This is a genomic window from Romboutsia sp. Marseille-P6047 (genome assembly GCF_900604535.1).
Taxonomy (GTDB): domain Bacteria; phylum Bacillota; class Clostridia; order Peptostreptococcales; family Peptostreptococcaceae; genus Romboutsia_E.
In genome coordinates this window covers 148,000-170,407 of the sequence record NZ_UWOT01000005.1, presented here as the reverse complement: position 1 = coordinate 170,407, position 22,408 = coordinate 148,000, and the positions used below count along the sequence as shown (strand labels likewise).

Sequence of the window (22,408 nt, the reverse complement as noted above, 5' to 3'; positions counted from 1 at the left end):
TATTTTTTATGATAAAGATGTAGAGTCAAGTTTTAAAACATCATACAAATCATGTTTTTGTAAAGAAGCTATAGCATTAGCTACTTCTAAAACATCATCAGCATTAGCATCTGATTTTAAATTTGAAAAAGTTTTACTACCTGTTAATGCTTTACCGTCTGTTCCAAGACCCTTGTCAAATTGTAGCTTTAAAGATGAAGCATTTTTAAATTCTGTTGCCATAAATATTACCTCCTTTTTATTTGGGAAACTTCCCTTGATTTAATTAAATGATATAACTTTTATTTATTATGGGCTGGTAATATATGACAAAAATTATTGGGGGTGATTATATGAGAAATTTTATTAATATAGAAAAAGGGCTTGCTTTAGTAGAAGCTCTAGAAGGACAAACTAAACAAGATAGAATAAATGGAGTAAATAAGTATGCGAGTATTGTAGCGTTAGAAGAAGTAAAGGGATTAGAAGAAGAGATAAGTCTGTTAAGAACAAAGGCTTCTTATTTAGATAAAATTATGAATCATAAAGGTACTATTACGGTGACTACTATAGCAGATAATTATGGTATGAGTTCTAGAATTTTTAATAAGCTACTTCATGAGCTTGGAATTCAGTATAAGCAAAGTGGAGTTTGGCATTTGTATAGTAAGTATAAGGATAGGGGATATGTGAATATTAGCTATATTGAGATGAAAGATAATACTATACCTAACATGAGATGGACTAATAAAGGAGTTATGTTTTTGTATAATAAGTTAAAAAGTGTGGGGATTTTACCTGTTTTTGAGAGGGTTATATAGGAAAATAAGTAAAATTATGTATATATAAAAGAATAATGATATAATTTAATAGATATTTAATAATGTTGTTAATTAATTTTAACAACAGGGATATATAAAATATGAAAACTAACTTACACAGATGGAATATAGCACATAAAGGACATTGTAAATGGTATTATGTAGACCATAACAATGAAACAATACATATATTCAATCAAAAACACGACTTAAATATGGAAACAGAATTAGAATATATATTTGGATATCATAAAAATCATAAATGTTTAATAGAAGAATTTAAAAATAAATCTTATAATGTAATAGTTTACAAAGGTAATGAAAATAACTTATATGATGAAATCTTAGTAAATCCAACTTATTATATAGATAAAGGTAATAACATTCACTTAGAAAAATTATAACATTAAACATATTACATTAGGGGGATTAAAATGGAAACCATAGGGGAAAGAATTTATAGAAGAATGAGAGAGTTAGATTTTATCCAAAAAGAACTAGCAAAAAAATCAAATATAACAGAATCAAACATATCTAGATATATAAATGGACTAACAGAACCTAAATCAGCAGTAACAAAAAGAATAGCAAATACACTACATGTATCAACAGACTATTTATTAGGATACGAGAAGAAAATAGAAAAAGATATAAAAGTTATATTAGAGAAAGTAGCAAAAATATTAAAAGAAGATAATTTAACCTATAACGGGAAAATAGCATCTAAAGAAACAATAGATGCTGCTTTAATGACTATAAATATGGGGATTTTATATACTAATGATATTAATAAGGATACTGTAACTGAATAGACACAATTCATCAGATAGAATATAATTTATTCCTAAGGTGGAAAATAAAAATAATAGGGGGAATACTATGAGATATTGTATGTTTCCATGCAATTTAAGTAAATATGACATATTAGGTAGCTTTTTAAAAAATGGATTTGTAGATTATGGAACAAAGTTTGATTTAAACGTAGGGGATGAAGTATATATATACACAGGAGCACCATATAGTGCAATATTTTTAAAATGTTCAGTTAGGGCTATTCTTAAATATGAAGAAACTATAAATGATGAAGAATTTAGCATAGAAAATGATGAAAATCAAGAAATATCTAAGAAGCCTAGATATGTAAGGCTGGTACCTGTTAAGAATTATTTAAATAAAATAGATAAGGTTAATAGTGAAAAGTTAAGAGATCATGGAGTAAAAGGATTTTCATTCCAAGTTCAACTATCACAAGAAACTATTGATTACTTAGAAAGTATATAGTTAAGTAAAAGCTAGTCGAAAAAGACTAGTTTTTATTTTATTAAGGGGAGGGAACTTTGAAAGAAACACTAAAGAATCCTTTTGGACTTATAAATGGAGCATTATATCATGTAAAAGACATATCAAAACAATGTGATGTATATTGCCCAGAATGTGGCAATAAGTTAATTTTAAAAGATGGAGATATAATGGTTAAACACTTATCTCACAGTATAAAAAGAGATAACTGTATAAATGAGAGCATTATACATAAATATATAAAACAATATCTATATGAAAAAATAGTAAGCTTGATTATAAAAAATCATAAAGTGATATTTGAGGGAAATAAGTTAAAACTTGCAAAAGAAGAATTATTAAATATAAAAGAAAAGTATATAGAATACAGAAACTTAGATATAAACTATATACCTGATATATTTCTAGTACTTGAATGAAATTATAATGTGGCTATAGAGATATGTTATAAAAATAAAAAGGACTTAGATTATCTAAATAAGATACTAAGTAATTCAAATATAGATATAGTACTAGAAATATGTGTGACAGAGGATGATTTGATAGATTTTAATGAATATGAATTAATTAAAAAAGCTAATGTAATATACAATAAAATAGAAAGAAAATATAGTATAGCTCAGGAAAAGGTTAATAAATTAAGTATTGAAAATAAAAATCTTAAAGAAAGGATTAAAAATGATTATACTTTAGAAAATAAGAATTTATTTAAAAGAATTAAATTTCTAAATGAAGAACTAAAAAGATATAAAAGCCTTGTCCAACATTTAGGCAAAATAAGTGAAAATCAAAGAGAAGAAATAGAAAAATTAGAAGAAGAAAATGAAAGGTTAAAAAAAGAGAGTTTGATTTATGAAGAACTTGAATTAATAAAAAATTATTAGCAAAAGTTTATTCAATAATTAATGAAAATAGTGTTATAGATCAAACTTATCATATAGATTATTATAAAGTTATAAGTGAGGATATATGTAGTAGATTAAGGGATTTATCGAATAAAATAGATATTTTAGTAGAAGGATATAGGGATATTGAGGATTATATAAGTTATGATATACATAGTTTTACTAATCAAGAGATATTAAAATCATTATCTGATTGTAAGTTTAAATATGAAGTAAATGATTTTAAAAGTGTAATTGAATCAATAGTTAAGCGAGTTGAAGATATAAGTAAGGGACATAAGATAAACAAAAATATAGATTATTATAAAGATAAGGTTAAAAACCTAGAGAATACAATACAATTGCAAGAGGATATATTAAGGTATTTAGGTTTATTAGATGGCATTAGTGATAGTTTTGATAATGCTAAGAAATTAAAGCTATATATTGATAAAATTAATAAAGAGTGCTATCATCTTCGGGGGAATCATCAAAGATGACCCATTTCAAAGAGAGGCACTCAATTTTATCTAATTATAGTATATGTTTTGTTATTTAATTATTGCCAAGTTTTAAACTAATATAACTATACTTAAATATTATAACTATTTTTATTATAATGTCAATTGAAAAATATACAAACCAAGGTATTTATATAAGAATATATGATATTTAAATAATAAATAGGAAAATAAGTGCTAAATACCTAGCACTTATTTTTATGTTAATATATAAATAGAAAATCATACAAGGGGGAATACATTTGTATCTAGGAAATGAATACACACTAGTAGAAAAACCAGCAATAGATTACCTAAGACAATTAGGATATTTATATATAAATGGAAAAGACTTAACACCAGAACATGGAGAAAGAGACACACTAAGCGAAGTAATCCTAGCAAAAAGAATGAAAACTTCCTTAAAAAAAATAAACCCATGGATAAGTGAAGAAAATATAAACAAAGTAGTAAGAATACTTCAAAGACCAGAAAATCTAGGAAGTGGCTTACTTGAAATAAATGAAAAAATATACAACTATATAATAAATTTAGAATTAACAGTAAGCGAAGTAATTGATAATAAAAAATCAACACCAACAGTTAAACTAATAGACTTTGAAAACATAGAAAATAACGACTTTTTAGTAGTAAATCAGTTTAAGGTAAAAGGAGAACAAGAAAGTATAAGACCTGATATAGTAATTTTTATAAATGGTATGCCAATAGCTGTACTTGAATGTAAATCACCATTTAAAGAAGGTAACTCTAATGAAAATGTAGGCAAAAATGATGGATATGAGCAGCTATGTAGATATATGAATAAAAGAGATGCCAATTATATAGAAGGAGCAGAAAGGTTATTTTATACTAATTTTATAACTGGAATATTAAATAAATATACAGCTTTTATAGGAACTATAAGCAGTGGTTATAAGCATTATGTAGAATGGAAAGATGCTTATCCAGTTTTAAATAGTGAAGTGAAAGATTATAAAGATAGCCCACAAAATATATTACTTCAAGGTGTATTTAAAAAAGAAAATTTATTAAATATAATGCAAAACTTTATAGTATACGATTTAGATAAAGAAAACAGTATAAAAATAAAAAAAGTTGCTAGATACCAACAATTTAGAGCAGTTGGAAAATGTTTAAAAAGAATAGAAGAAGGAAAAACACCACTAGAAAAGGGTGGGGTAGTTTGGCATACTCAAGGTTCTGGTAAATAACTTACAATGGTATTTTTAGCTAGAAATATAAGAAATACAAAGAAACTAAGTGATTCTACTATAGCAATAATTACAGATAGAACTGATTTAGATAAGCAAATATTTGAGACTTTCCAAAATAATTTAAATAATACTACTCCAGTAAGAGCTGATAGCATACAAAAAATGAAGGAGTTACTTAGAAATTCTAATGCTCAAATAATAACTACAACTATACAAAAGTTCCAAAGTGAAAAGGAAGAATTAAATATTGTAGGATTAAATGAAGAAGAAGCTAATAATATAGGAAATCTATATTTTGAAAAGGATTATGAAGTACTCTCAACTAAGAAAAATTTAATAGTAATGAGTGATGAGGCTCACCGTAGTCAATATAGCACTACTACTGCGAATCTTCGTTATGCTTTACCTAATGCTACTTTTATAGGATTTACAGGTACTCCTATAGACAAAGAGGATAAGTCTATTCCTAGAACTTTTGGTTCATATATAGATAAGTATTCTATAAAAGATGCAGTGGCAGATGGTGCAACTGTAAAAATAGTGTATGAAGGTAGAAGACATGATTTACATATAAAAGGAGATACCTTAGAAGATATATTTGAGAAAGAGTTTAGTGATAGAAGTGATGAAGAAAAAGAAGCTATAAAAAATAAATATGCAAATAAAAGAACTGTTGTAGAAGCAGATGATAGAATAGATGAAATTGCTAAGGATATATTAAAACACTACAAAGAATTTATATATCCGAATGAATTTAAAGCTCAGATTGTATGTGTATCAAGAGAAGATTGTGTAAAGTATTATAATGCTTTAAATAAGCATATGAAAGATATTATGGATGAGGAGTTAGAGTGTAAAATTATATTCTCATCATCTCAAAATGATAAGCCATATTTAAAAGAACATCATACAACTAGTAAGCAGCAAGAGGAAATTTTAAAAGAGTTTAAGAAAAGTACAAAAGAAAGTAAGTTGTGTTTTATTATAGTTAAGGATATGTTACTTACAGGATTTGATGCTCCTATTGAGCAGGTTATGTATTTAGATAGACCACTTAAAGAGCATACATTACTTCAAGCTATTGCAAGGGTTAATAGAACTTGTGGTGATAGGAAAAAATGTGGTTATGTTGTAGATTATTATGGTGTTTTAGACTTTTTAGATGAGGCTTTAGTTATATTTGATAAAGATGAGTTGGGAAGCCCTATGCAGTCTATAGATAGTATTTATGATGATATGATGAATCTTAGAGAAAATGTTATGAGGATGTTTTCTGGAGTAGATAAAAATAATATAGATGCACTTGTAAGAGTGGTTGAGCCAGAAGATAAAAGAGCAGAGTTTGAAATTGCTTATAAAAAGTTTGTAAGTTCTGTTGAAATGCTTATGCCAGGTAATGTTTCTAAGGATATATTAAATGATGTTAAGTGGTTATCATATATTAGGGCAGCTGCTAAAATGAGATATAATCCTGAGAAAAAGCTAGATATATCAGATTGTGGAGAGAAGGTTAAGGAGATTATTTCTAAGCATTTAGAATCTAATGGAGTTATATCTTGGATTACTCCTATAACTTTATTTGAATCTGATTTTGAGAAAAAAATAGAGAATAATATGTCTGATGAAGCTATAGCATCTAGTATGGAGCATGCTATAAAGAATGTATTAAATCTTAAGATGGACGAAAATCCAGTTTATTTTACAAGTTTATTTGAAAAACTTGTTGCTATACTTGAAGAAACTAAGGCTGATTGGACTGAGAAAAAAGCTAGATTAAAAGAATTTATAGATAGAGAATTAAATAGCGAAGAAGAAGAAGCTGCTAATGATTTAGGACTTACGAAAAAAGAGTTTGCAATTTTTGAGACTTTAATAAAGGTTTTAGAAGATGGAGCAAATTTAAATTCTAAGGTTTGTGAGGAAGAAGAAGTGTATATGTCTGATTCTAGTGTAGAATTTATTAAGGAATTTTGTAAGGAATTCAATATTAAAATGATAAATGATTGGTATATGACAGGATGGAGTGAGAATCCAACTAAAGTATCACAGGTAGATAGTAAGATTTATATGTATTTAATAAGTAAGTCAGCAAAACTTAGAGAAGTTTATGGAAATGACACAATGACAAAAATAAAAGATTTAAAGGAGCAGATGGTAAATTTATCTAAGATACATTATGCAACTTTAGACTAGAGGTAAGAATATGAAGTTAGAATTTAAATATGGAACTAGGGAAATTAGTTTTAATTTAATATATAGAAAAAGAAAAACTATGAGTATTGAAGTTGAGCCAAGTGGAGAGGTTAATGTAATCTCTCCATTTGGAGTTGATAAGGATATTATTTTAGAAAAAATTAAATCAAAGGCTAGTTGGATAGTTCAAAAGCAGTATGAAGTTAAGTATGTAAATGATACTAGGATAAATAGGGAGGCAGTAAGTGGTGAGTCTTATATGTATATTGGTAGAAATTATTCTTTGGATGTTGTTTTAGATGATAGTATAAGTGATATAAGTGTGAAGTTGTTTAGAGGTAAGTTTGTAGTTAGAACTTATACTAAGGATGAAGAGGCTATTAAAGAAGCTTTAAAAAATTGGTATAAAGAAAAGACTTTATCAAGACTAAAGGAAAGAGTATCTTATTATCAAAGTTATTTTAAGGATGAGGTATCTGGCATTAAGGTAAAGGATCAAAAAAAGAGATGGGCTAGTTGTACTGTTAAAAATGAGTTACTTTTTAATTGAAGATGTATAATGGCTCCTTCTAATGTGTTTGATTATATTGTTGTTCATGAAATGAGTCATATGGAGTATAAGGATCACTCAAAAGGATTTTGGGATAGGGTGTGTTCCGTTATGTCTGATTATGATTTGAGAAGGCAGTGGCTTAAGAATAATGGTATTAAGATGGATTTATAAAGTATTTGAGTAGGATTTATGTAGAGCAGAGATATATATTATTCATTTTTATAAACATCCCTATTGACTATCCCCTAACAGGATAGTTTATTATATTATAAATAATCACATATTACAAGGAGGTCCATATGGAAAATGCATTGCAAAAGAAAGTCAAATTGACTTCATTATTAAAGTATACATTTCCAACAGTAATAATGATGGTGTTTTTTTCACTTTATACCATAATTGATGGAATGTTTATATCTAAATTTGTTGGTGCAAATGCACTTTCAGCCACAAATATAGTTTATCCGGTAATAAATATATTAATAGGAATTGGAGTTATGTTTGCCACAGGAGGTAGTGCTATAGTTGCAAAAACTATGGGGGAAAACAAAACTGAAAAGGCAAGAGAGTATTTTACGCTTATAACAGTAAGTGCAATAATTTTAGGCATTATAGTTGAAATCATATGTATACTTTTTATGAAAAATATAATATATATGCTTGGTTCTACAGACTCATTATATTTTAATTGTAGAGAATATTTATTCTTTATGATAATTTTTACTCCATTTATAATACTAAAGCTTTATTTTGATTATTTTTTAGTAACAGCAGGTGTTCCAAAGCTAGGTCTTATAAGCTCTATTTTGGGTGGAATAATAAATATCGTATTAGATTATGTGTTTATAGTTCAATTTAATATGGGAGTTAGAGGTGCTGCATTAGCAACTTGTATAGGATATATTTTACCAAGTTTAGTTGGGTTAATTTACTTCTTTAATAAAAAGAACATGCTACACTTTGTAAAGTTTGAGTTTAATTTTAAAGTTATTTTAAACAGTTGTTCAAATGGGATGTCAGAAATGGTATCGCAAATATCATCAGCTCTTACAACACTTGCATTTAATATAGTAATGATTAAGCTTTTAGGAGAAGATGGAGTTGCTGCAATTACAATTATGCTTTATATTCAATTCTTATTAAATTCAGCATATTTAGGATTTACTTCAGGTACATCACCTAGAATAAGTTATAATTATGGGAAACAAGATGAAGAGCAAGTAGAAAAATTAGTTAAATATAGTATTATAATAATTTCTGTATTTGGTATTATAACATTTGTTTTATCTAGAGTTTTAGCAGAAATTTTAATATCATTATTTGCAACAAAGGGAAGTAATTTATTTGATATATCTTATAATGGATTTATGATTTTCTCAGTAGGATTCTTAATATCAGGATTTAATATATTTACCTCTGGAATGTTTACTGCATTTTCAAATGGAAAAGTATCTGCTATAGTATCATTTTTAAGAACCTTTGGATTTTTCTTACTTGGTATAGCTATACTTCCAAAAGTTATGGGAGTAAATGGAGTTTGGCTTGTAGTTCCATTTGCAGAGATTGCAACTATTATAGTTTCATTTGCTTTTATGTACAAATATAGAAAAATATATTTATATAAAAATGCATTTACATTAAAAAAATCTATGTCTATTGATTTTTAAATAAATTAAAAAATAGACGTGTTAAATATATTTATTAAGGCATGGATAGCTAATTCTCATATCCATGCCTATATTTTGTCAAACATCTAACCTAACGAATAATTATCATAAAAATATACTACCTATAATGAAAGAGTATCTATAAAATTTCTAGATAGTTGAATTTGAGGATATTGTACTAAAAAATGGATAAAAAGTACAATAGTTTAATTTTAAAATGATATATAATATAATTTGTAGATAATTAGATAATAAAAGTTATGTATTAACTTAAAAAAGGGGAGGAGTAGAAAACTATGAAATTTACTTATAAGCATACAATGTATGCTTGTTTTACGGGATATATTGTTCAAGCAATTATAAATAATTTTATTCCATTGCTATTCTTAACATTTCAATCATCTTATAATATACCCATATCAAAAATAACATTTTTAGTAACTTTTAATTTTGGATTACAATTAATAATTGATTTTTTAGCAGCCGGATTTATAGATAAAATTGGATATAAAATATCAGCTATAATCGCTCATATTTTTGCTGCTTTAGGTCTTATATTATTAGTGCTATTACCTGAATTATTTAGCGATCCATTTATTGGTTTAATGATATCTGTTATGGTTTATGCTGTTGGAGGAGGATTAATAGAGGTTCTAATAAGTCCTATTGTAGAATCATGTCCAACAGATAATAAAGAATCAGCCATGAGCTTACTTCATTCATTTTATTGTTGGGGGCATGCAGGAGTAGTATTATTATCTACTTTATTTTTTGCTATATTTGGAATAGGAAATTGGAAACTACTTGCTTTTATATGGGCTATTATTCCAGTAGCTAATGCATTTTTCTTTATGAAAGTTCCAGTACTTCATTTAATTGAAGATGGAGAAAATGGATTATCAGTCAAAGGTTTATTATCAAAAAAGCTATTTTGGATAATGGTATTATTAATGATATGTGCTGGTGCTAGTGAACAGTCAGTTAGCCAATGGGCATCAACTTTTGCTGAAAAAGGGCTTGGAATTAGTAAGACTGTTGGGGATTTAGCAGGTCCTATGATTTTTGCAATAATGATGGGTATATCAAGACTATTATATGGAAAGTTTGGAGAAAAGATAAATCTTCAAAAGACTATGCTTTGTAGTGGAATTTTATGCTTAATTAGTTATTTAATAATTTCATTATCATCTTGGCCTATATTAGGACTTATAGGGTGTAGTATAAGTGGTTTTTCAGTTGGTATACTATGGCCAGGAACATTTAGTATTTCTGCATCAGAAATAAAAGGAGGCGGAACCGCTATGTTTGCTTATTTAGCTTTAGCTGGAGATTTAGGGTGTTCATTAGGTCCAACTATTGTAGGAAGATTCTCAGGTATGTTTAATGATAATATTAAAATTGGAATTTTAGCAGCGAGTATATTTCCGATTTTATTGATTATAGGAATTATTATAAATAAATATATTCAAAAAGATAAGGATAATGTATCGATAAGAATATAATAAAAGTAAGGGCATATGTCCTTACTTTTATTATTAAAATAGTTTATAAAATTATTATGATATTAAAATAAGATGTTTTATTAATATTTAAATCTTTTTAGGTAATATTATTGTAAAGGTTGACCCTTTGCCTAATTCACTTGTAACAGTAATATCTCCACCATGGAGCTCAATTAATCCTTTTGTAATAGTAAGTCCTAGACCGCTACCTTTTGAAAATTCTCTTTTTGAACTTACAACTTGGCTAAACCTATCAAATATACTATCTATTTTTTCTGGTGGTATTCCGCTACCATTATCACTTATTTCTATAGTTAATATATCTTTTGAATCAACTATATTAACAAGTATTTTGCCATAAGAATCGGTAAATTTTATAGCATTACCAACAATATTTATAATACATCTTTCAATAGCATCTTGATCAAATTTCATAATACAATCTTCTATATTTGTATCGACAATAAGGTCTATTTCTTTTTCTTCAGCTAAACTTTTTAACGATAAAGCTGCCTCTTCAACTACATATATAATATCATTTTCTTCTAAAAGTAGATTATAAATACCTTCATTCATTTTAGAAGAATCAATTAAATCATTAATAATATTTAAAAGTCTTTTTAAATTATTATCATTTATCTTCATATATCTTGATAGTTCATTTGAAGAAATAGATCCTGTTTTATTAAGATTAACTATCAATTGTTGGGTTGCTCCTATAACATTTAATGGAGTTCTAAGTTCATGTGACATATTGATCAAGTAATTATTTTTACGTTTTTCTAATTCAATATTTTTCTGAAGAATTTCATTTTTTTCATTTATTTCTTTAGCTAATTGCTTATTTTTTAGAGTAATAGCATTCTTCAAATGTACTATTTTAAATGAAACATATATTATAATTATAAAAAATAGTAAGAAATAAATAAATTTAGCAAATTTACTTCTCCAAAATGGCGGATTTACATAAAAAGAAATACTTTCAATTTCACTATGATTTCCATTAAAATTTTGAGCTATAAAATCTATAGTATATTTTTTATCAGCTAAATTTGAGGGTGTAACTTCATTATCATGCATTAATGTCCATTTATCATTATTTATACGATAATAAAAATCAATATTTTGCACATTATTATAAATATTAGTAAATAAACTCATGGTAATAAAGTTTTCTTTATAGTCCATGGAAATATTATTTGAATCATTTATATCTACTCCATTTATAGAGACATTGTCAAAGTGTAGCACAGGAGAAGTTGTATTACTTTCTATAATATTTGGATCTATAACATATATACCACTAATAGATCCCAAAATATATTCTCCGTTTTTTGTTTTTAAAAATGAGTTTATAGAAAATTCTACTTTATTTAAATATTTTTTTACAGTTGTTAATTCATCATTTTTAAACTCTAAACAGTTTATCCCTGAATTTGTACTTATCAATATTTTATCATTAAAAGGGATAATACTATAAATAGTATTATTAGAAAGTCCATCTTCAATGGAATATGATTTGAATTCTTTAGTCAACCTATTATATTTATTCAGAGCACTTTCAGTACCAAACCATAAATTTCCTTTAGAATCTTCAGTAATCGATAAAATAGTATTATCAGAAATACTATTTTCAAACTCATTATATTTGAAGAGATTTACAGAGTTATTATTAGGGTCAAATTGTATCAAACCTTCTTTACTTGCACCACCAAGCCAATAAATACTTTGTGAATCTTTAAAAATAGGTCCACCTAAGTTAATATTTATGTTATTTTCAGTAAGCAGTTTGTTAATACTTTTTACGCTAAAGTCATTTAAATCAACAATATCAAAACCACCTATAGTTCCAACCCATAGATAGTCTCCATCTACATATAAGGTATGGCAAAATTTATTGTCCAATAAACTTTGTACTTTTAAAGTTTCTCTATTAATAATATTTAACCCAACGGAGGATGTAGCAAAAACATATTTTTCATTACCTTTTATATCCCAAATAGTATCAGAATTTAATTTGTTATCAGTTTTAGTATTCAGTTGTTTGATAGTATTATTTTTTTTATCCAATATACTAATACCATTTCCATAAACCCCAAGCCATAGATTTTCGTTAACATCTTCATATGTACCAACTATAATGTTATTTTTTACATCTGGGTCAACAACAAAATTATCATAATAGCTTATTCCTAAAGTACAGTCTACTGTACTTATTCCACAAAATGTACCTATCCATAAAAGTCCGCTAGAATCTTTCATAATGTAAGAAATATTATTATTAATTAATGAATATTCATCATACGAATTATTTGTAAAATGTTTTGGAAAATCGTTTTCTTTATATATATATAATCCGTTAGTTGAGCCGACATAAATTCCTGTATTATCATTATAAATATGGTTAATAGTATGGGAATTACCACTATCGTCATTAATATATAACTTATATTTATTATCAATTTCTTTAGTGCTAATATTATAAACATATAGACCATCATATTCAGTTCCTAAGTATATAGCATCTTTATATAATGATAAAGTTGTAAAAATAGCATCTTCAGTTAAGGATTTAATAATGCTATATTCGTTATTGATCATGTCATATTTTAAAAGGTGATTTTTTGATATCATATAAATTTCATTATCATTATAAAACTCTATAGATAATATCTTTGAATATGAAAGTTTAAAGTCTTGTTTAACTAAAGAAATAAAATTATCTTTAGTATGATCATAGATATTTAATCCATTTGATGTAGCAATTATAATATCACCTTGATTATTAATTTTGATATCCATAATTTTATTTGATGAGAGTGAACTATTAGTTACAGTGTAATTAGTTATTTTCTCAGTTTTTAAATTAATCTTACTTAAACCATCATGTGTTCCTACCCATAAATTATTATTTAAGTCTTCGTTTAGACATGTAATATAGCTATCAATAATATTTCGTTTTTCACTAAAGCCTTTATTATAAATTTCAAATTTAAAGCCATTGTATCTATTTAGGCCATTTTTAGTACCAATCCAAATATAATCTGAGCTATCTTGATAGATAGAATTTATTGAAGCTTGTGATAATCCATCTGATGTTGTAAGATTATAAAACATAAATTCAGAGGCATGAGCTATTGCAGGCAAGCATATACATATTAAAAGCAGTGTCATAAATGTTATTATCTTATCCCTATTCATAAATATACAAATACTCCCCTTAAATATAATTATATTTTAATTAAATATTATTTTATATACTTTGTCATATCATGTCAATTGATTTATAGGGAATTATGAAGTGAGAAAATAACATAATTCGTAATGTATAGAATTATTTTGAAATATATTGCATATAAAGTATGATAAATATAGAATTGTCAACTGAATATACAGAGACTAATAAAAATATTAGAAGACTTTAACTATATATTTAATTTTAGCATTAAGAAATCAAGTATTTATTTAGACACAAGCCTAAGGATTTTATCATCAAATTCATTAGGGTTTCCTCGACCATCTCTATTACTTGTTGAAATATAAATATATCCGTCGTTTCCTTGAATTACTTCACGTAATCTACCATAATTATTCTTAAAAAATGATTCTATATTTATAACTTCTGTTTTATTATCATTTAATGACATCACCAGTAGTTGTTGACCACGAAGATTAGCAACTAACAGTTTATCTTTCCAATCACCTTTATTTGCAAAAGCAATACCAGATGGAGCCCACGTTTCTTTTTGACTATGAACTAAAGGTTTTTGAATAGTAATGACATTAGAATCTTCATAACCTTGAACAAGAGGCCATCCATAATTACCTCCTGGGATTATTAGATTTATTTCATCATGAGCAGATTGACCATGTTCTGATGAGTATAATACATTATTAGAACTCCAAGCTAAACCTTGTGGATTTCTATGACCTAAACTATAAACAGGTGAGTTTGGAAATAGATTATCTATAGGGATATTACCATTAAGTTCAATTCTAAGTATTTTTCCAGCCAAACTTGATGTGTCTTGAGATAATGATGGATTTTGAGCATCTCCTGTTGTTATATATGATTTTCTATCAGGACCTATTTTTATTCTTCCCCCATTATGAAATTGATTATCAGGAATTTGATCTAAAAGAATTTTATCAATTGATAGAGTATTATTTCTTTCAAGTAGTCTTATTACTCTATTTAATATTTTATTATTATCACTATATGAATGCATAACGTATATATAATGATTTTGTGAATAATTAGGGTCTAGTGCAATTCCCATAAGGCCACCTTCACCTTGAGCTACAAATGGAAGTTCAAATCTTATAAGTGGATTTGGATTTAGTATATTATTTTCAATAACTCTAATTGATCCAGATCTTTCTGTAAAATATATTCTTTTATCATTGCTTATATCTATTGCCCAGGGGACATTTAAATTTTGTGCAATGACTTCTATTTCATAGGTAATTTGTCTTGATAATATAAGTTTATATATGAAATTATAGATTTTTTTCTTCATAATGAGATATCCTCCAAATTATATAGGTATAATATCATTACTTTAATATATGAGTATTGATACCTCAAATTGATTTATTGAGTATAGATTGGAGAACTGTATCAAAAGTAAAAGAGTATTGTAAATTTAAATATAGAGTAAAAGTAATTAACATGTTGTAGTATACTATAATTAAATAAGCTTAAGATAAAGGGAGAATAGAGATGTGTGAAATAAAAAATAATTGCAAAAGATTATTATTAAATATAAAAAAATGTGAACAATCTATTACAATTGATGGATATACTGATGCAGGTATTATAGGATATTTTCTTAAAATACCTTTTAAAAAAAGTCATACAAAGCGTTTTTTACAAATTGAATCGGATATTAAAAATATAAAAATATATATAAATGAAAATAATATAGATATAGACATAGATACATTTGAAGAGTATAGCAATTCATCAATAATCTATAATTCAAATCAATTATATACATTATCATATAAACAATATGAACATAGAATAGATTACTTAAATAATTTAAAAGAAAAAATCCTTATTTTGATGGAAAGAATATAATTAAGTTATTTAAAATTAAAAAAAATATATAATATATATTTAAAAATGTTTATATAAAAAATTAGCTGGGTATATTTTAAATAATTAAATGTATATATAAAATACACATTAAAAAGGAGAAAATAAATATGTTAAATCAAAAACAATAGATATAGTAAAAAGCACAGTACCAGTATTAAGAGAACACGGATTAGAAATAACAAAAACTTTTTATAAAACAATGTTTGCTAATAATCCCGAAGTAAAAGAAATGTTTAACATGGATAAGCAAGAATCTGGAGAACAACCAAAAGCACTAGCAATGACAGTATTAGCAGCAGCTCAAAATATAGATAATTTAGAAGTATTATTACCAGCAGTAAAGAAAATAGCAAGTATTCACGTTAATTCAAAAGTAAAATCAGAACATTATCCAATAGTAGGTAAGAACTTATTATTAGCAATAAAAGAAGTTCTAGGGGATGCAGCAACAGAAGATGTTTTAAATGCATGGGAAGAAGCTTATGAAGTTATAGCTAAAGTATTCATAGATGTAGAAAAAGAAATGTATGTAAATCAAATATGTGTAGATAATCAAATACATCAAAGAATGTAACTTAATAAAAGCTCCTTAAAGTATTGATATTTATATCACTACTATTAAGGAGCTTTTATTAATCCCTTGTAATTATTAAACTTACTATGATGATTACCATTCATTTATGATTAAGAATAAAAACTTGTCTATTTTTGTGAAAACCCCTAATATTATTAATATAATTTCAATTTATATATTTAAAGAAAAAACATATTAAATTTATAGCTATAATAAGTGGAGGTTTTTATGCAAAATATGAGATATTATTATGATTTTTCTGGTCAAAAATTCGGATATCCTTTAAGCTTAAGCATTAATAGCTTTAGCAGACAAGTGTTTTCCCGTCATAGAAGCCTAGAAATAACCTACGTTTTAAAGGGAGAATATGAGGCTATTACAGAAAACTTTTCTCATACAATTAAAGAACATGAACTAGTAATAATTGCTCCGAATGATATTCATATGATTCGTCAAAATTCTAGAGAAGAAAATGTGATTTTAACTATACATATTGATTTTTCTCTATTTACACCAGCAATGATAGGAGAAATAAAGCATTCTTACGAATCAATTGTTTGTACTGATAATAATAATTTTAAATTATTGAAAAAATTAAAGATTCAAATAGGTAAATTAATTGGAGTTTTGTTACGTGGCAATAATAATCTATTTGAGTTAAATACAATAATGATGGAAATTATTAATATAACTTCTAATAACATGCAGTACCCTATTGAACATTTGCCTCTTCAGTCTACTCATAGAGAAAATTATATTAAAGCTATTCAATATATAGATAGTCATTATAAAGAGGATATACGTTTAAGTGATATAGCAAACACACTTATGTTTAGTATTTCTTATACGTCTAAACTATTTAAAAAATATACAGGCATTCCATTTGTAAAATATGTTGCTCTTGTAAGAGTACGTGAATCTATAGAATCTTTATTGGAAGGGAAAAAATCTATTGAGCAGATTGCTGATGATTGTGGCATGCCAAATTCTAAAGCATATACTACAGCTTTTAAGGAACTATATGGAATTGCTCCTAGCCACTATCGAAAAAAGTTTGTCAATAATATTAAATTTAATGAAGATAAAAGAGAGCAATTAATGTATTTAGATTATAACCAAATGGAGCTGCTTCAACATCTATTAGAAGAATCAGAAAACATAATTTATGAAAATGTTGGTATAAAAATTAAAGAAAAAGAAGGACATATTCTTTGCTTTATTAAAACGTCTAAAGATGTAAGAAGTACTATGACTCACTGTAATGATGAAATTATTATAGATATTGCTAAAGATTAAAATCTACATTAAGACTTTCTATTATAAGTCATTTTTTCTTTAATTTTATCTCCTTTCGTCTTTAATCTTCAAATACAAGGACATATTTTGACCCTTAACATCAAGCTTGAACAAGGAAAGTAATCAAAAAATATGATAACATCAAATAAAAAGGAGATGAGGATATGAAAAAATATAGTCATTTATTTTCGCCTATTAAAATTGGTGAAACCATAGTTAAAAATCGTATTTTTATGCCACCAATATCTACAAATCTAGCAGATAAAGGTTATGTAACAGATACTTTAGTTGAGCATTACGCGGCAAGGGCAAAAGGTGGTATTGGTCTTATTGTAACTGAAGTAACTACTGTTGAACCTGTTTATACATATTTACCTGGAGATATGTCCATAAGTGATGATTCTTATATTCCTGGTTGGAAAAAGTTGACGGAGGCTGTACATAAGTATGGTGCAAAAATACTTCCACAATTGTTCCATCCTGCTTATATGGCATTTCCTGTTCCAGGAACACCTCGTTTAATTGCACCATCAAATGTTGGACCTTCCTATGCAAAGGAAGCTCCAAGACCAGTAACTATACCAGAATTAAAAACTATTATAAAGCAGTTTGGTGAAGCCGCATTAAGAATTAAAATTGCTGGAGGAGACGGTGTTGAAATTCATGCGGCCCATGCTCATGGTCTATTAGGAGGTTTTTTATCTCCAATATATAATAAAAGAACTGATGAATATGGAGGAGATATTAATGGCCGTTTGAAATTAACACTAGAAGTTATTGAAGAAGTTCGTAAAACATGTGGAAAAGATTTTATTATTGATGTAAGAATTTCTGGTGATGAATATTGTGATGGTGGTTTAAATATTAATGATGGAATATATATTGCTAAGCAGTTAGAAAAACATGGAGCTGATATGATTCATGTATCTGGAGGAACTACTATCATGCGTGGTAGCTCAATACCTGCACCTGGTACAAAGCAAGCCTCTCATGCTAAGCTATCAGAAGAAATTAAAAAACATACGTCAATTCCGATAGCTACTGTTGGAAGAATTACAGAGCCTTGGATTGCTGATGAATTAATTGCAAATGGAAAGTCAGATATCTGTATGATTGGAAGAGCTAATTTATGTGATCCTGAATTTGCTAATAAAGCAGAAAAAGGGTTAGACAAGGATATACGTCCATGTATTGGATGCCTTCGTTGTCTAAATGGTATTATGTTTGGAAATCGTATAGCTTGTACAATAAATCCATCTCTTGAAATTGAAAATGAAGATACTCTTAAGTTATCTGATACAAAGAAAAAAGTTCTTGTTATTGGTGGGGGACCTTCTGGTATGGAAGCGGCTTATGTTGCAAAGAAAAGGGGACATCATGTAGTTCTTTGTGATAAGAATGAAGAACTAGGGGGACTTATGCGTATAGCTTCTATACCAATTGCTAAGCAAGATCTTTCAAAAGTTACACAATACATGGTTAGAAAACTAGATGAAAGTGGAGTTGAAGTTCGTTTAAACTGTAATGTTAATAAAGAACTATTGCAAGATGAATTTTCTGATTATGAAGTGATTGTAAGCAATGGAGCTTCCCCTATTGTTATTCAACAATTTACAGCCTTTAAACATTGGGCAACAGCCGATGATATTTTAGATGGCAAGGTATTTCCTGGACATAAAATTGTTATTATTGGAGGTGGTTCTGTAGGTTGTGAAACTGCAGATTATCTTGCACCTTTAGTTTATGATCGTTTTCCTAGAGATAGAAAAGTTACTGTAATTGAAATGGGTAAAGAAGTCATGGAAACAGAAACAGGTCCAGGGAGAAGTTTACTTGTGCAGCGTATGATGAAAAAAGGTATAGAGTTAATCTGCAATGCTAAGGTTGAAAGTGTAGAAGAAGATAAAATTTATTATAGTAAAGACTGTGAAATCCACTGTATTGATGATTGTGATACACTTATATTCGCAGTAGGTTACAAAGCAGACTCTAGGTTAGTTGATACCTTAAAGGAACTTCAAATGACTTATCATACTATAGGAGATGCAAACAATGTTGGAACAATAAAAGATGCTATTAATGCAGGATATGATATTGCTAAAAAGTTGTAATATAAACAATCTAGGAGATGGATTGAAAATTTATTTTATATTAAATATAACTTAATATAAAATAAATTTATAAAAAATACTGTAGATAAGTTTGATTATTACAAATCTATCTACAGTATTTCTTTATAGATTATAATTTTTAAATTCTTTTGGAGATATTTTATATTCTTTAGTAAACGCTTTATAAAAAACAGAGTAATCTGAAAAACCACACTGATGTGGAATCTCTTTTAAAGGAACATTGTCCATAATTAGTTTTTTAGATGTTGTAAGTCTTTTTTGTGTTATTAATTTATATACACTAGTATTAAAATTCTTTTTAAATAGCTGATTAACACTAGACTCACTTATATGAAAATGATCAGCAATAGATTTAATAGTGATTTTTTGTGATAAATTATTTGATATATAGTGTAATATCTCATCTAGTAATATGGTTTTTTCTGGCTTAGAATAAGATAAATTTTTATAACAATGAGCTCTATAAAATAAACAATATAATTGAACAAATAAGCTATAACAGAAAAATTCGTTAGATGGATTTGAATTAGCTTTTTCTTGAAGTAAAAGCTCTATAATTTGTTCTACTTGTAAATAAAGTGTGCTATATGTTTGAAGAACATAGTGACCATTTAACATGGGGTCATGTTCAATTTTTTCAGTTAATTTAAGCATTTTACTACATTGATTATAAAAATTTGAGTTGATCCATATTACTGTACGATGATAAGTTTCTTTTGAGGCTTCACATAGCAGTGGTCGATGAGAAGCTCCAGGTGGAATAATTATTATACTTCCTTTTTGAATATTGTATCTATCATCCTCTATTAAATATTGAATATTTCCTGACTTACAAAAGATTATTTCATAAAATCCATGATTATGTAAAGTTACAGTGTCTTTTTCAGAATCAATCATATCATGTGCATCAATAAACGAGCTATTCATTTCTATATCTTTATATCCAATGTAGCTTCCATCATCTGTCAATATGCCTAAAAAATCTGTTCTTTTTTGATTTACTATTTCATTAAGAATTTCTGTATCATTTATTACACTTATCTTGTTTAATCTTATTAACTCTTCAATTTCAGAAAGTTTCATATATAATTTCTCCTATTAAATTAACAAAATTTAAATTACTAATTACTAATAATAGTAATGATTTTATGTAATATTTGCAATGTTTTTTGTAAATTATGCAATTTAAATTGCAAATAAAATAGATTATTATAGAGTTGTAAACGTTTTACTAAAAATCATTAAATTATTTAGGGGGAAGATCTATATGGTAAACAAAAGCGTGCGTCCTTTTGGTAAAAAGGATGAAATAGGTTATGTATTTGGAGATATGGCAGGGAGTTTTGTTAATTTATTTGTAGATGCATACTTTTTAATATTCTGTACTTATGTATTAGGAATTAGTAGTGCATGGATGGGGACATTATTCTTAGCAGCTAGATTATGGGATGCTATTAATGACCCTATAATGGGTTCTTTACCAGACAGATGGATGATTGGTAAATCAGGTGATAAGTTTAAGCCATGGATTAAAATATTTATGGTTCCACTAGCATTATCAGGAGTATTGTGTTTTACTAGTGTTCCATTCACTGGAGTTGCATTACATGCTTGGGTAGCTTTTGTATATGTATTATATGGAATGAGCTATACAGGAACTTCAATGCCTTTTGGAGCTATGGCAAACGTTGTTAGTACAGATCCAATTGATAGAAGTAAGTTATCAAGAGCAAGAAGTATAGGTGGTACACTTGTTGGTATAGGGGCTTTATCTTTTGTACCAGTTATATGTTTTGATGCAAATAGCAATATTATCCCAGAAAGATTTACATTATTAGGAATTATATTTGGTATTTTAAGTATTATTAGTTATTCTCTTTTATTAAAAAATACAGAAGAGCGTGTTCGTGTTGAAAAGAAAGAAAATGGTGAGAAGTTTAATTATGGAAATGTTTTAAAAGCAGTTGTTAAAAATAGACCATTAATAGGAGTCATGATAGCAACTATAGGTAGTATGCTTTATATAACTGGCTCTAGCCAAATAAGAAGTTATATATTTAAAGAGTATTATCAAAATACTTCTATAATGACTTTACTTAGTTTTGCATCAGTGCCAATTCTTTTACTTTGCTTCCCACTTGTTCCAAAACTTGTTGAAAAGTATGGTAAAAAGGCAACTTTAATGGCAGGAATTTTATTTAGTACTGTATTCAGTGTTATTCCATTTGTAGTTGAAATAAAGAATGTATATGTATATTCAGCTTTATACTTAATAGCGATGATAGGTCAAACTGCATTTACTATGTTAATTTGGGCATTAGTTACAGATTGTCTTGATTATAGCGAATGGAAATTTAACGAACGTAGTGACGGTTCTATGTACTCTTTATATACATTTAGTAGAAAAATAGGATCAACTATCGCTTCTGCATTTGTATCATTTGGATTAGGAGCAATAGGATATGTATCAGGAAGCAATGTAGTACAAACTGCAGAAACTATAAATGGTATATATCTTCTTGTAACATTACTACCAGTTATAACTTGTGTATTACAAGTAATAGGAATTGGATTTATATTTAATCTTAATAAAAGTAAAACAGAAGAAATGTATGATGCATTAAAACAAAAAAGAGAGAAAAACATTAAAGAAGTGGGGAATTTATAAA

At 26.9% G+C, this 22,408-nt stretch carries 17 protein-coding genes and 2 pseudogenes; 15 read left to right on the top strand and 4 right to left on the bottom strand.

Annotated elements, in window-relative coordinates:
- Positions 1-6 precede the first annotated feature (6 nt).
- The gene (locus tag EIH23_RS07095; protein WP_122639522.1) at positions 7-222 is read right to left on the bottom strand and encodes a DUF1659 domain-containing protein; all 216 of its coding nucleotides are present in this window, start codon (positions 220-222) and stop codon (positions 7-9) included.
- A 110-nt stretch (positions 223-332) separates the two neighbouring features.
- On the opposite strand from EIH23_RS07095, the gene EIH23_RS07090 reads away from it, so the two are divergent.
- The 10 genes and pseudogenes from EIH23_RS07090 (at position 333) to EIH23_RS07045 (ending at position 10,633) form a co-directional block, all read left to right on the top strand.
- A complete protein-coding gene (locus tag EIH23_RS07090; RefSeq protein ID WP_147515471.1) occupies positions 333-800 on the top strand; it encodes a phage antirepressor KilAC domain-containing protein in 468 nt (155 codons plus the stop codon).
- Between the two features lie 101 nt (positions 801-901).
- A complete protein-coding gene (locus tag EIH23_RS07085) occupies positions 902-1,204 on the top strand; it encodes a hypothetical protein (protein ID WP_122639520.1) in 303 nt (100 codons plus the stop codon).
- Between the two features lie 30 nt (positions 1,205-1,234).
- The gene (locus EIH23_RS07080) at positions 1,235-1,612 is read left to right on the top strand and encodes a helix-turn-helix domain-containing protein (protein ID WP_122639519.1); all 378 of its coding nucleotides are present in this window, start codon (positions 1,235-1,237) and stop codon (positions 1,610-1,612) included.
- A 67-nt stretch (positions 1,613-1,679) separates the two neighbouring features.
- Entirely contained in the window at positions 1,680-2,081 is a 402-nt protein-coding gene (locus tag EIH23_RS07075; protein ID WP_122639518.1) for a hypothetical protein, read from the top strand.
- Positions 2,082-2,137: 56 nt separating this feature from the next.
- Positions 2,138-2,518, top strand: a complete 381-nt coding sequence (locus EIH23_RS07070) for a competence protein CoiA family protein (RefSeq protein ID WP_122639517.1) — start codon at positions 2,138-2,140, stop codon at positions 2,516-2,518.
- Between the two features lie 9 nt (positions 2,519-2,527).
- Positions 2,528-2,983, top strand: coding sequence for a hypothetical protein (locus tag EIH23_RS07065; protein ID WP_122639516.1), 456 nt, complete (start codon positions 2,528-2,530; stop codon positions 2,981-2,983).
- Between the two features lie 763 nt (positions 2,984-3,746).
- Positions 3,747-6,911, top strand: a pseudogene (locus EIH23_RS07060) (type I restriction endonuclease subunit R).
- 10 nt (positions 6,912-6,921) lie between these two features.
- Positions 6,922-7,635, top strand: a pseudogene (locus tag EIH23_RS07055) (M48 family metallopeptidase).
- Between the two features lie 128 nt (positions 7,636-7,763).
- Entirely contained in the window at positions 7,764-9,131 is a 1,368-nt protein-coding gene (locus EIH23_RS07050) for an MATE family efflux transporter (protein WP_122639515.1), read from the top strand.
- 296 nt (positions 9,132-9,427) lie between these two features.
- On the top strand, positions 9,428-10,633 hold the full coding sequence (locus EIH23_RS07045; RefSeq protein ID WP_122639514.1) for an MFS transporter: 1,206 nt from the start codon (positions 9,428-9,430) through the stop codon (positions 10,631-10,633).
- 87 nt (positions 10,634-10,720) lie between these two features.
- On the opposite strand, the gene EIH23_RS07040 is transcribed toward EIH23_RS07045, so the two are convergent.
- A complete protein-coding gene (locus EIH23_RS07040) occupies positions 10,721-13,834 on the bottom strand; it encodes a ligand-binding sensor domain-containing protein (protein ID WP_122639513.1) in 3,114 nt (1,037 codons plus the stop codon).
- A gap of 260 nt (positions 13,835-14,094) precedes the next feature.
- Complete coding sequence (locus EIH23_RS07035) at positions 14,095-15,153, bottom strand: PQQ-dependent sugar dehydrogenase (RefSeq protein ID WP_122639512.1); 1,059 nt, start codon at positions 15,151-15,153, stop codon at positions 14,095-14,097.
- A gap of 203 nt (positions 15,154-15,356) precedes the next feature.
- Between EIH23_RS07035 and EIH23_RS07030 the strand changes: the two genes are divergently transcribed.
- From EIH23_RS07030 to EIH23_RS07015, 4 genes are all read left to right on the top strand, one after another.
- Entirely contained in the window at positions 15,357-15,716 is a 360-nt protein-coding gene (locus tag EIH23_RS07030; RefSeq protein WP_122639511.1) for a hypothetical protein, read from the top strand.
- A 145-nt stretch (positions 15,717-15,861) separates the two neighbouring features.
- Positions 15,862-16,311, top strand: a complete 450-nt coding sequence (locus EIH23_RS07025) for a globin domain-containing protein (protein WP_122639510.1) — start codon at positions 15,862-15,864, stop codon at positions 16,309-16,311.
- Positions 16,312-16,539: 228 nt separating this feature from the next.
- Complete coding sequence (locus EIH23_RS07020) at positions 16,540-17,607, top strand: AraC family transcriptional regulator (protein WP_122639509.1); 1,068 nt, start codon at positions 16,540-16,542, stop codon at positions 17,605-17,607.
- A gap of 164 nt (positions 17,608-17,771) precedes the next feature.
- Positions 17,772-19,718 (top strand): oxidoreductase, encoded by a 1,947-nt coding sequence (locus EIH23_RS07015; protein WP_122639508.1) that lies wholly within the window; start codon positions 17,772-17,774, stop codon positions 19,716-19,718.
- Positions 19,719-19,841: 123 nt separating this feature from the next.
- Here EIH23_RS07015 and EIH23_RS07010 read toward each other — a convergent pair whose 3' ends face one another.
- The gene (locus EIH23_RS07010; protein WP_122639507.1) at positions 19,842-20,822 is read right to left on the bottom strand and encodes a helix-turn-helix domain-containing protein; all 981 of its coding nucleotides are present in this window, start codon (positions 20,820-20,822) and stop codon (positions 19,842-19,844) included.
- Between the two features lie 184 nt (positions 20,823-21,006).
- On the opposite strand from EIH23_RS07010, the gene EIH23_RS07005 reads away from it, so the two are divergent.
- On the top strand, positions 21,007-22,407 hold the full coding sequence (locus tag EIH23_RS07005) for an MFS transporter (protein WP_122639506.1): 1,401 nt from the start codon (positions 21,007-21,009) through the stop codon (positions 22,405-22,407).
- The last annotated feature ends 1 nt before the right edge of the window (position 22,408 follow it).

What these genes read in the sequence shown, in the direction of transcription:
- EIH23_RS07030 (WP_122639511.1), top strand. Translation starts at nt 15,357, where the DNA reads ATGTGTGAAATAAAAAATAATTGCAAAAGATTATTATTAAATATAAAA.
- EIH23_RS07010 (WP_122639507.1), bottom strand. Translation starts at nt 20,822, where the DNA reads ATGAAACTTTCTGAAATTGAAGAGTTAATAAGATTAAACAAGATAAGT.
- EIH23_RS07015 (WP_122639508.1), top strand. Translation starts at nt 17,772, where the DNA reads ATGAAAAAATATAGTCATTTATTTTCGCCTATTAAAATTGGTGAAACC.
- EIH23_RS07035 (WP_122639512.1), bottom strand. Translation starts at nt 15,153, where the DNA reads ATGAAGAAAAAAATCTATAATTTCATATATAAACTTATATTATCAAGA.
- EIH23_RS07005 (WP_122639506.1), top strand. Translation starts at nt 21,007, where the DNA reads ATGGTAAACAAAAGCGTGCGTCCTTTTGGTAAAAAGGATGAAATAGGT.
- EIH23_RS07075 (WP_122639518.1), top strand. Translation starts at nt 1,680, where the DNA reads ATGAGATATTGTATGTTTCCATGCAATTTAAGTAAATATGACATATTA.
- EIH23_RS07095 (WP_122639522.1), bottom strand. Translation starts at nt 222, where the DNA reads ATGGCAACAGAATTTAAAAATGCTTCATCTTTAAAGCTACAATTTGAC.
- EIH23_RS07085 (WP_122639520.1), top strand. Translation starts at nt 902, where the DNA reads ATGAAAACTAACTTACACAGATGGAATATAGCACATAAAGGACATTGT.
- EIH23_RS07050 (WP_122639515.1), top strand. Translation starts at nt 7,764, where the DNA reads ATGGAAAATGCATTGCAAAAGAAAGTCAAATTGACTTCATTATTAAAG.
- EIH23_RS07080 (WP_122639519.1), top strand. Translation starts at nt 1,235, where the DNA reads ATGGAAACCATAGGGGAAAGAATTTATAGAAGAATGAGAGAGTTAGAT.
- EIH23_RS07020 (WP_122639509.1), top strand. Translation starts at nt 16,540, where the DNA reads ATGCAAAATATGAGATATTATTATGATTTTTCTGGTCAAAAATTCGGA.
- EIH23_RS07090 (WP_147515471.1), top strand. Translation starts at nt 333, where the DNA reads ATGAGAAATTTTATTAATATAGAAAAAGGGCTTGCTTTAGTAGAAGCT.
- EIH23_RS07040 (WP_122639513.1), bottom strand. Translation starts at nt 13,834, where the DNA reads ATGAATAGGGATAAGATAATAACATTTATGACACTGCTTTTAATATGT.
- EIH23_RS07045 (WP_122639514.1), top strand. Translation starts at nt 9,428, where the DNA reads ATGAAATTTACTTATAAGCATACAATGTATGCTTGTTTTACGGGATAT.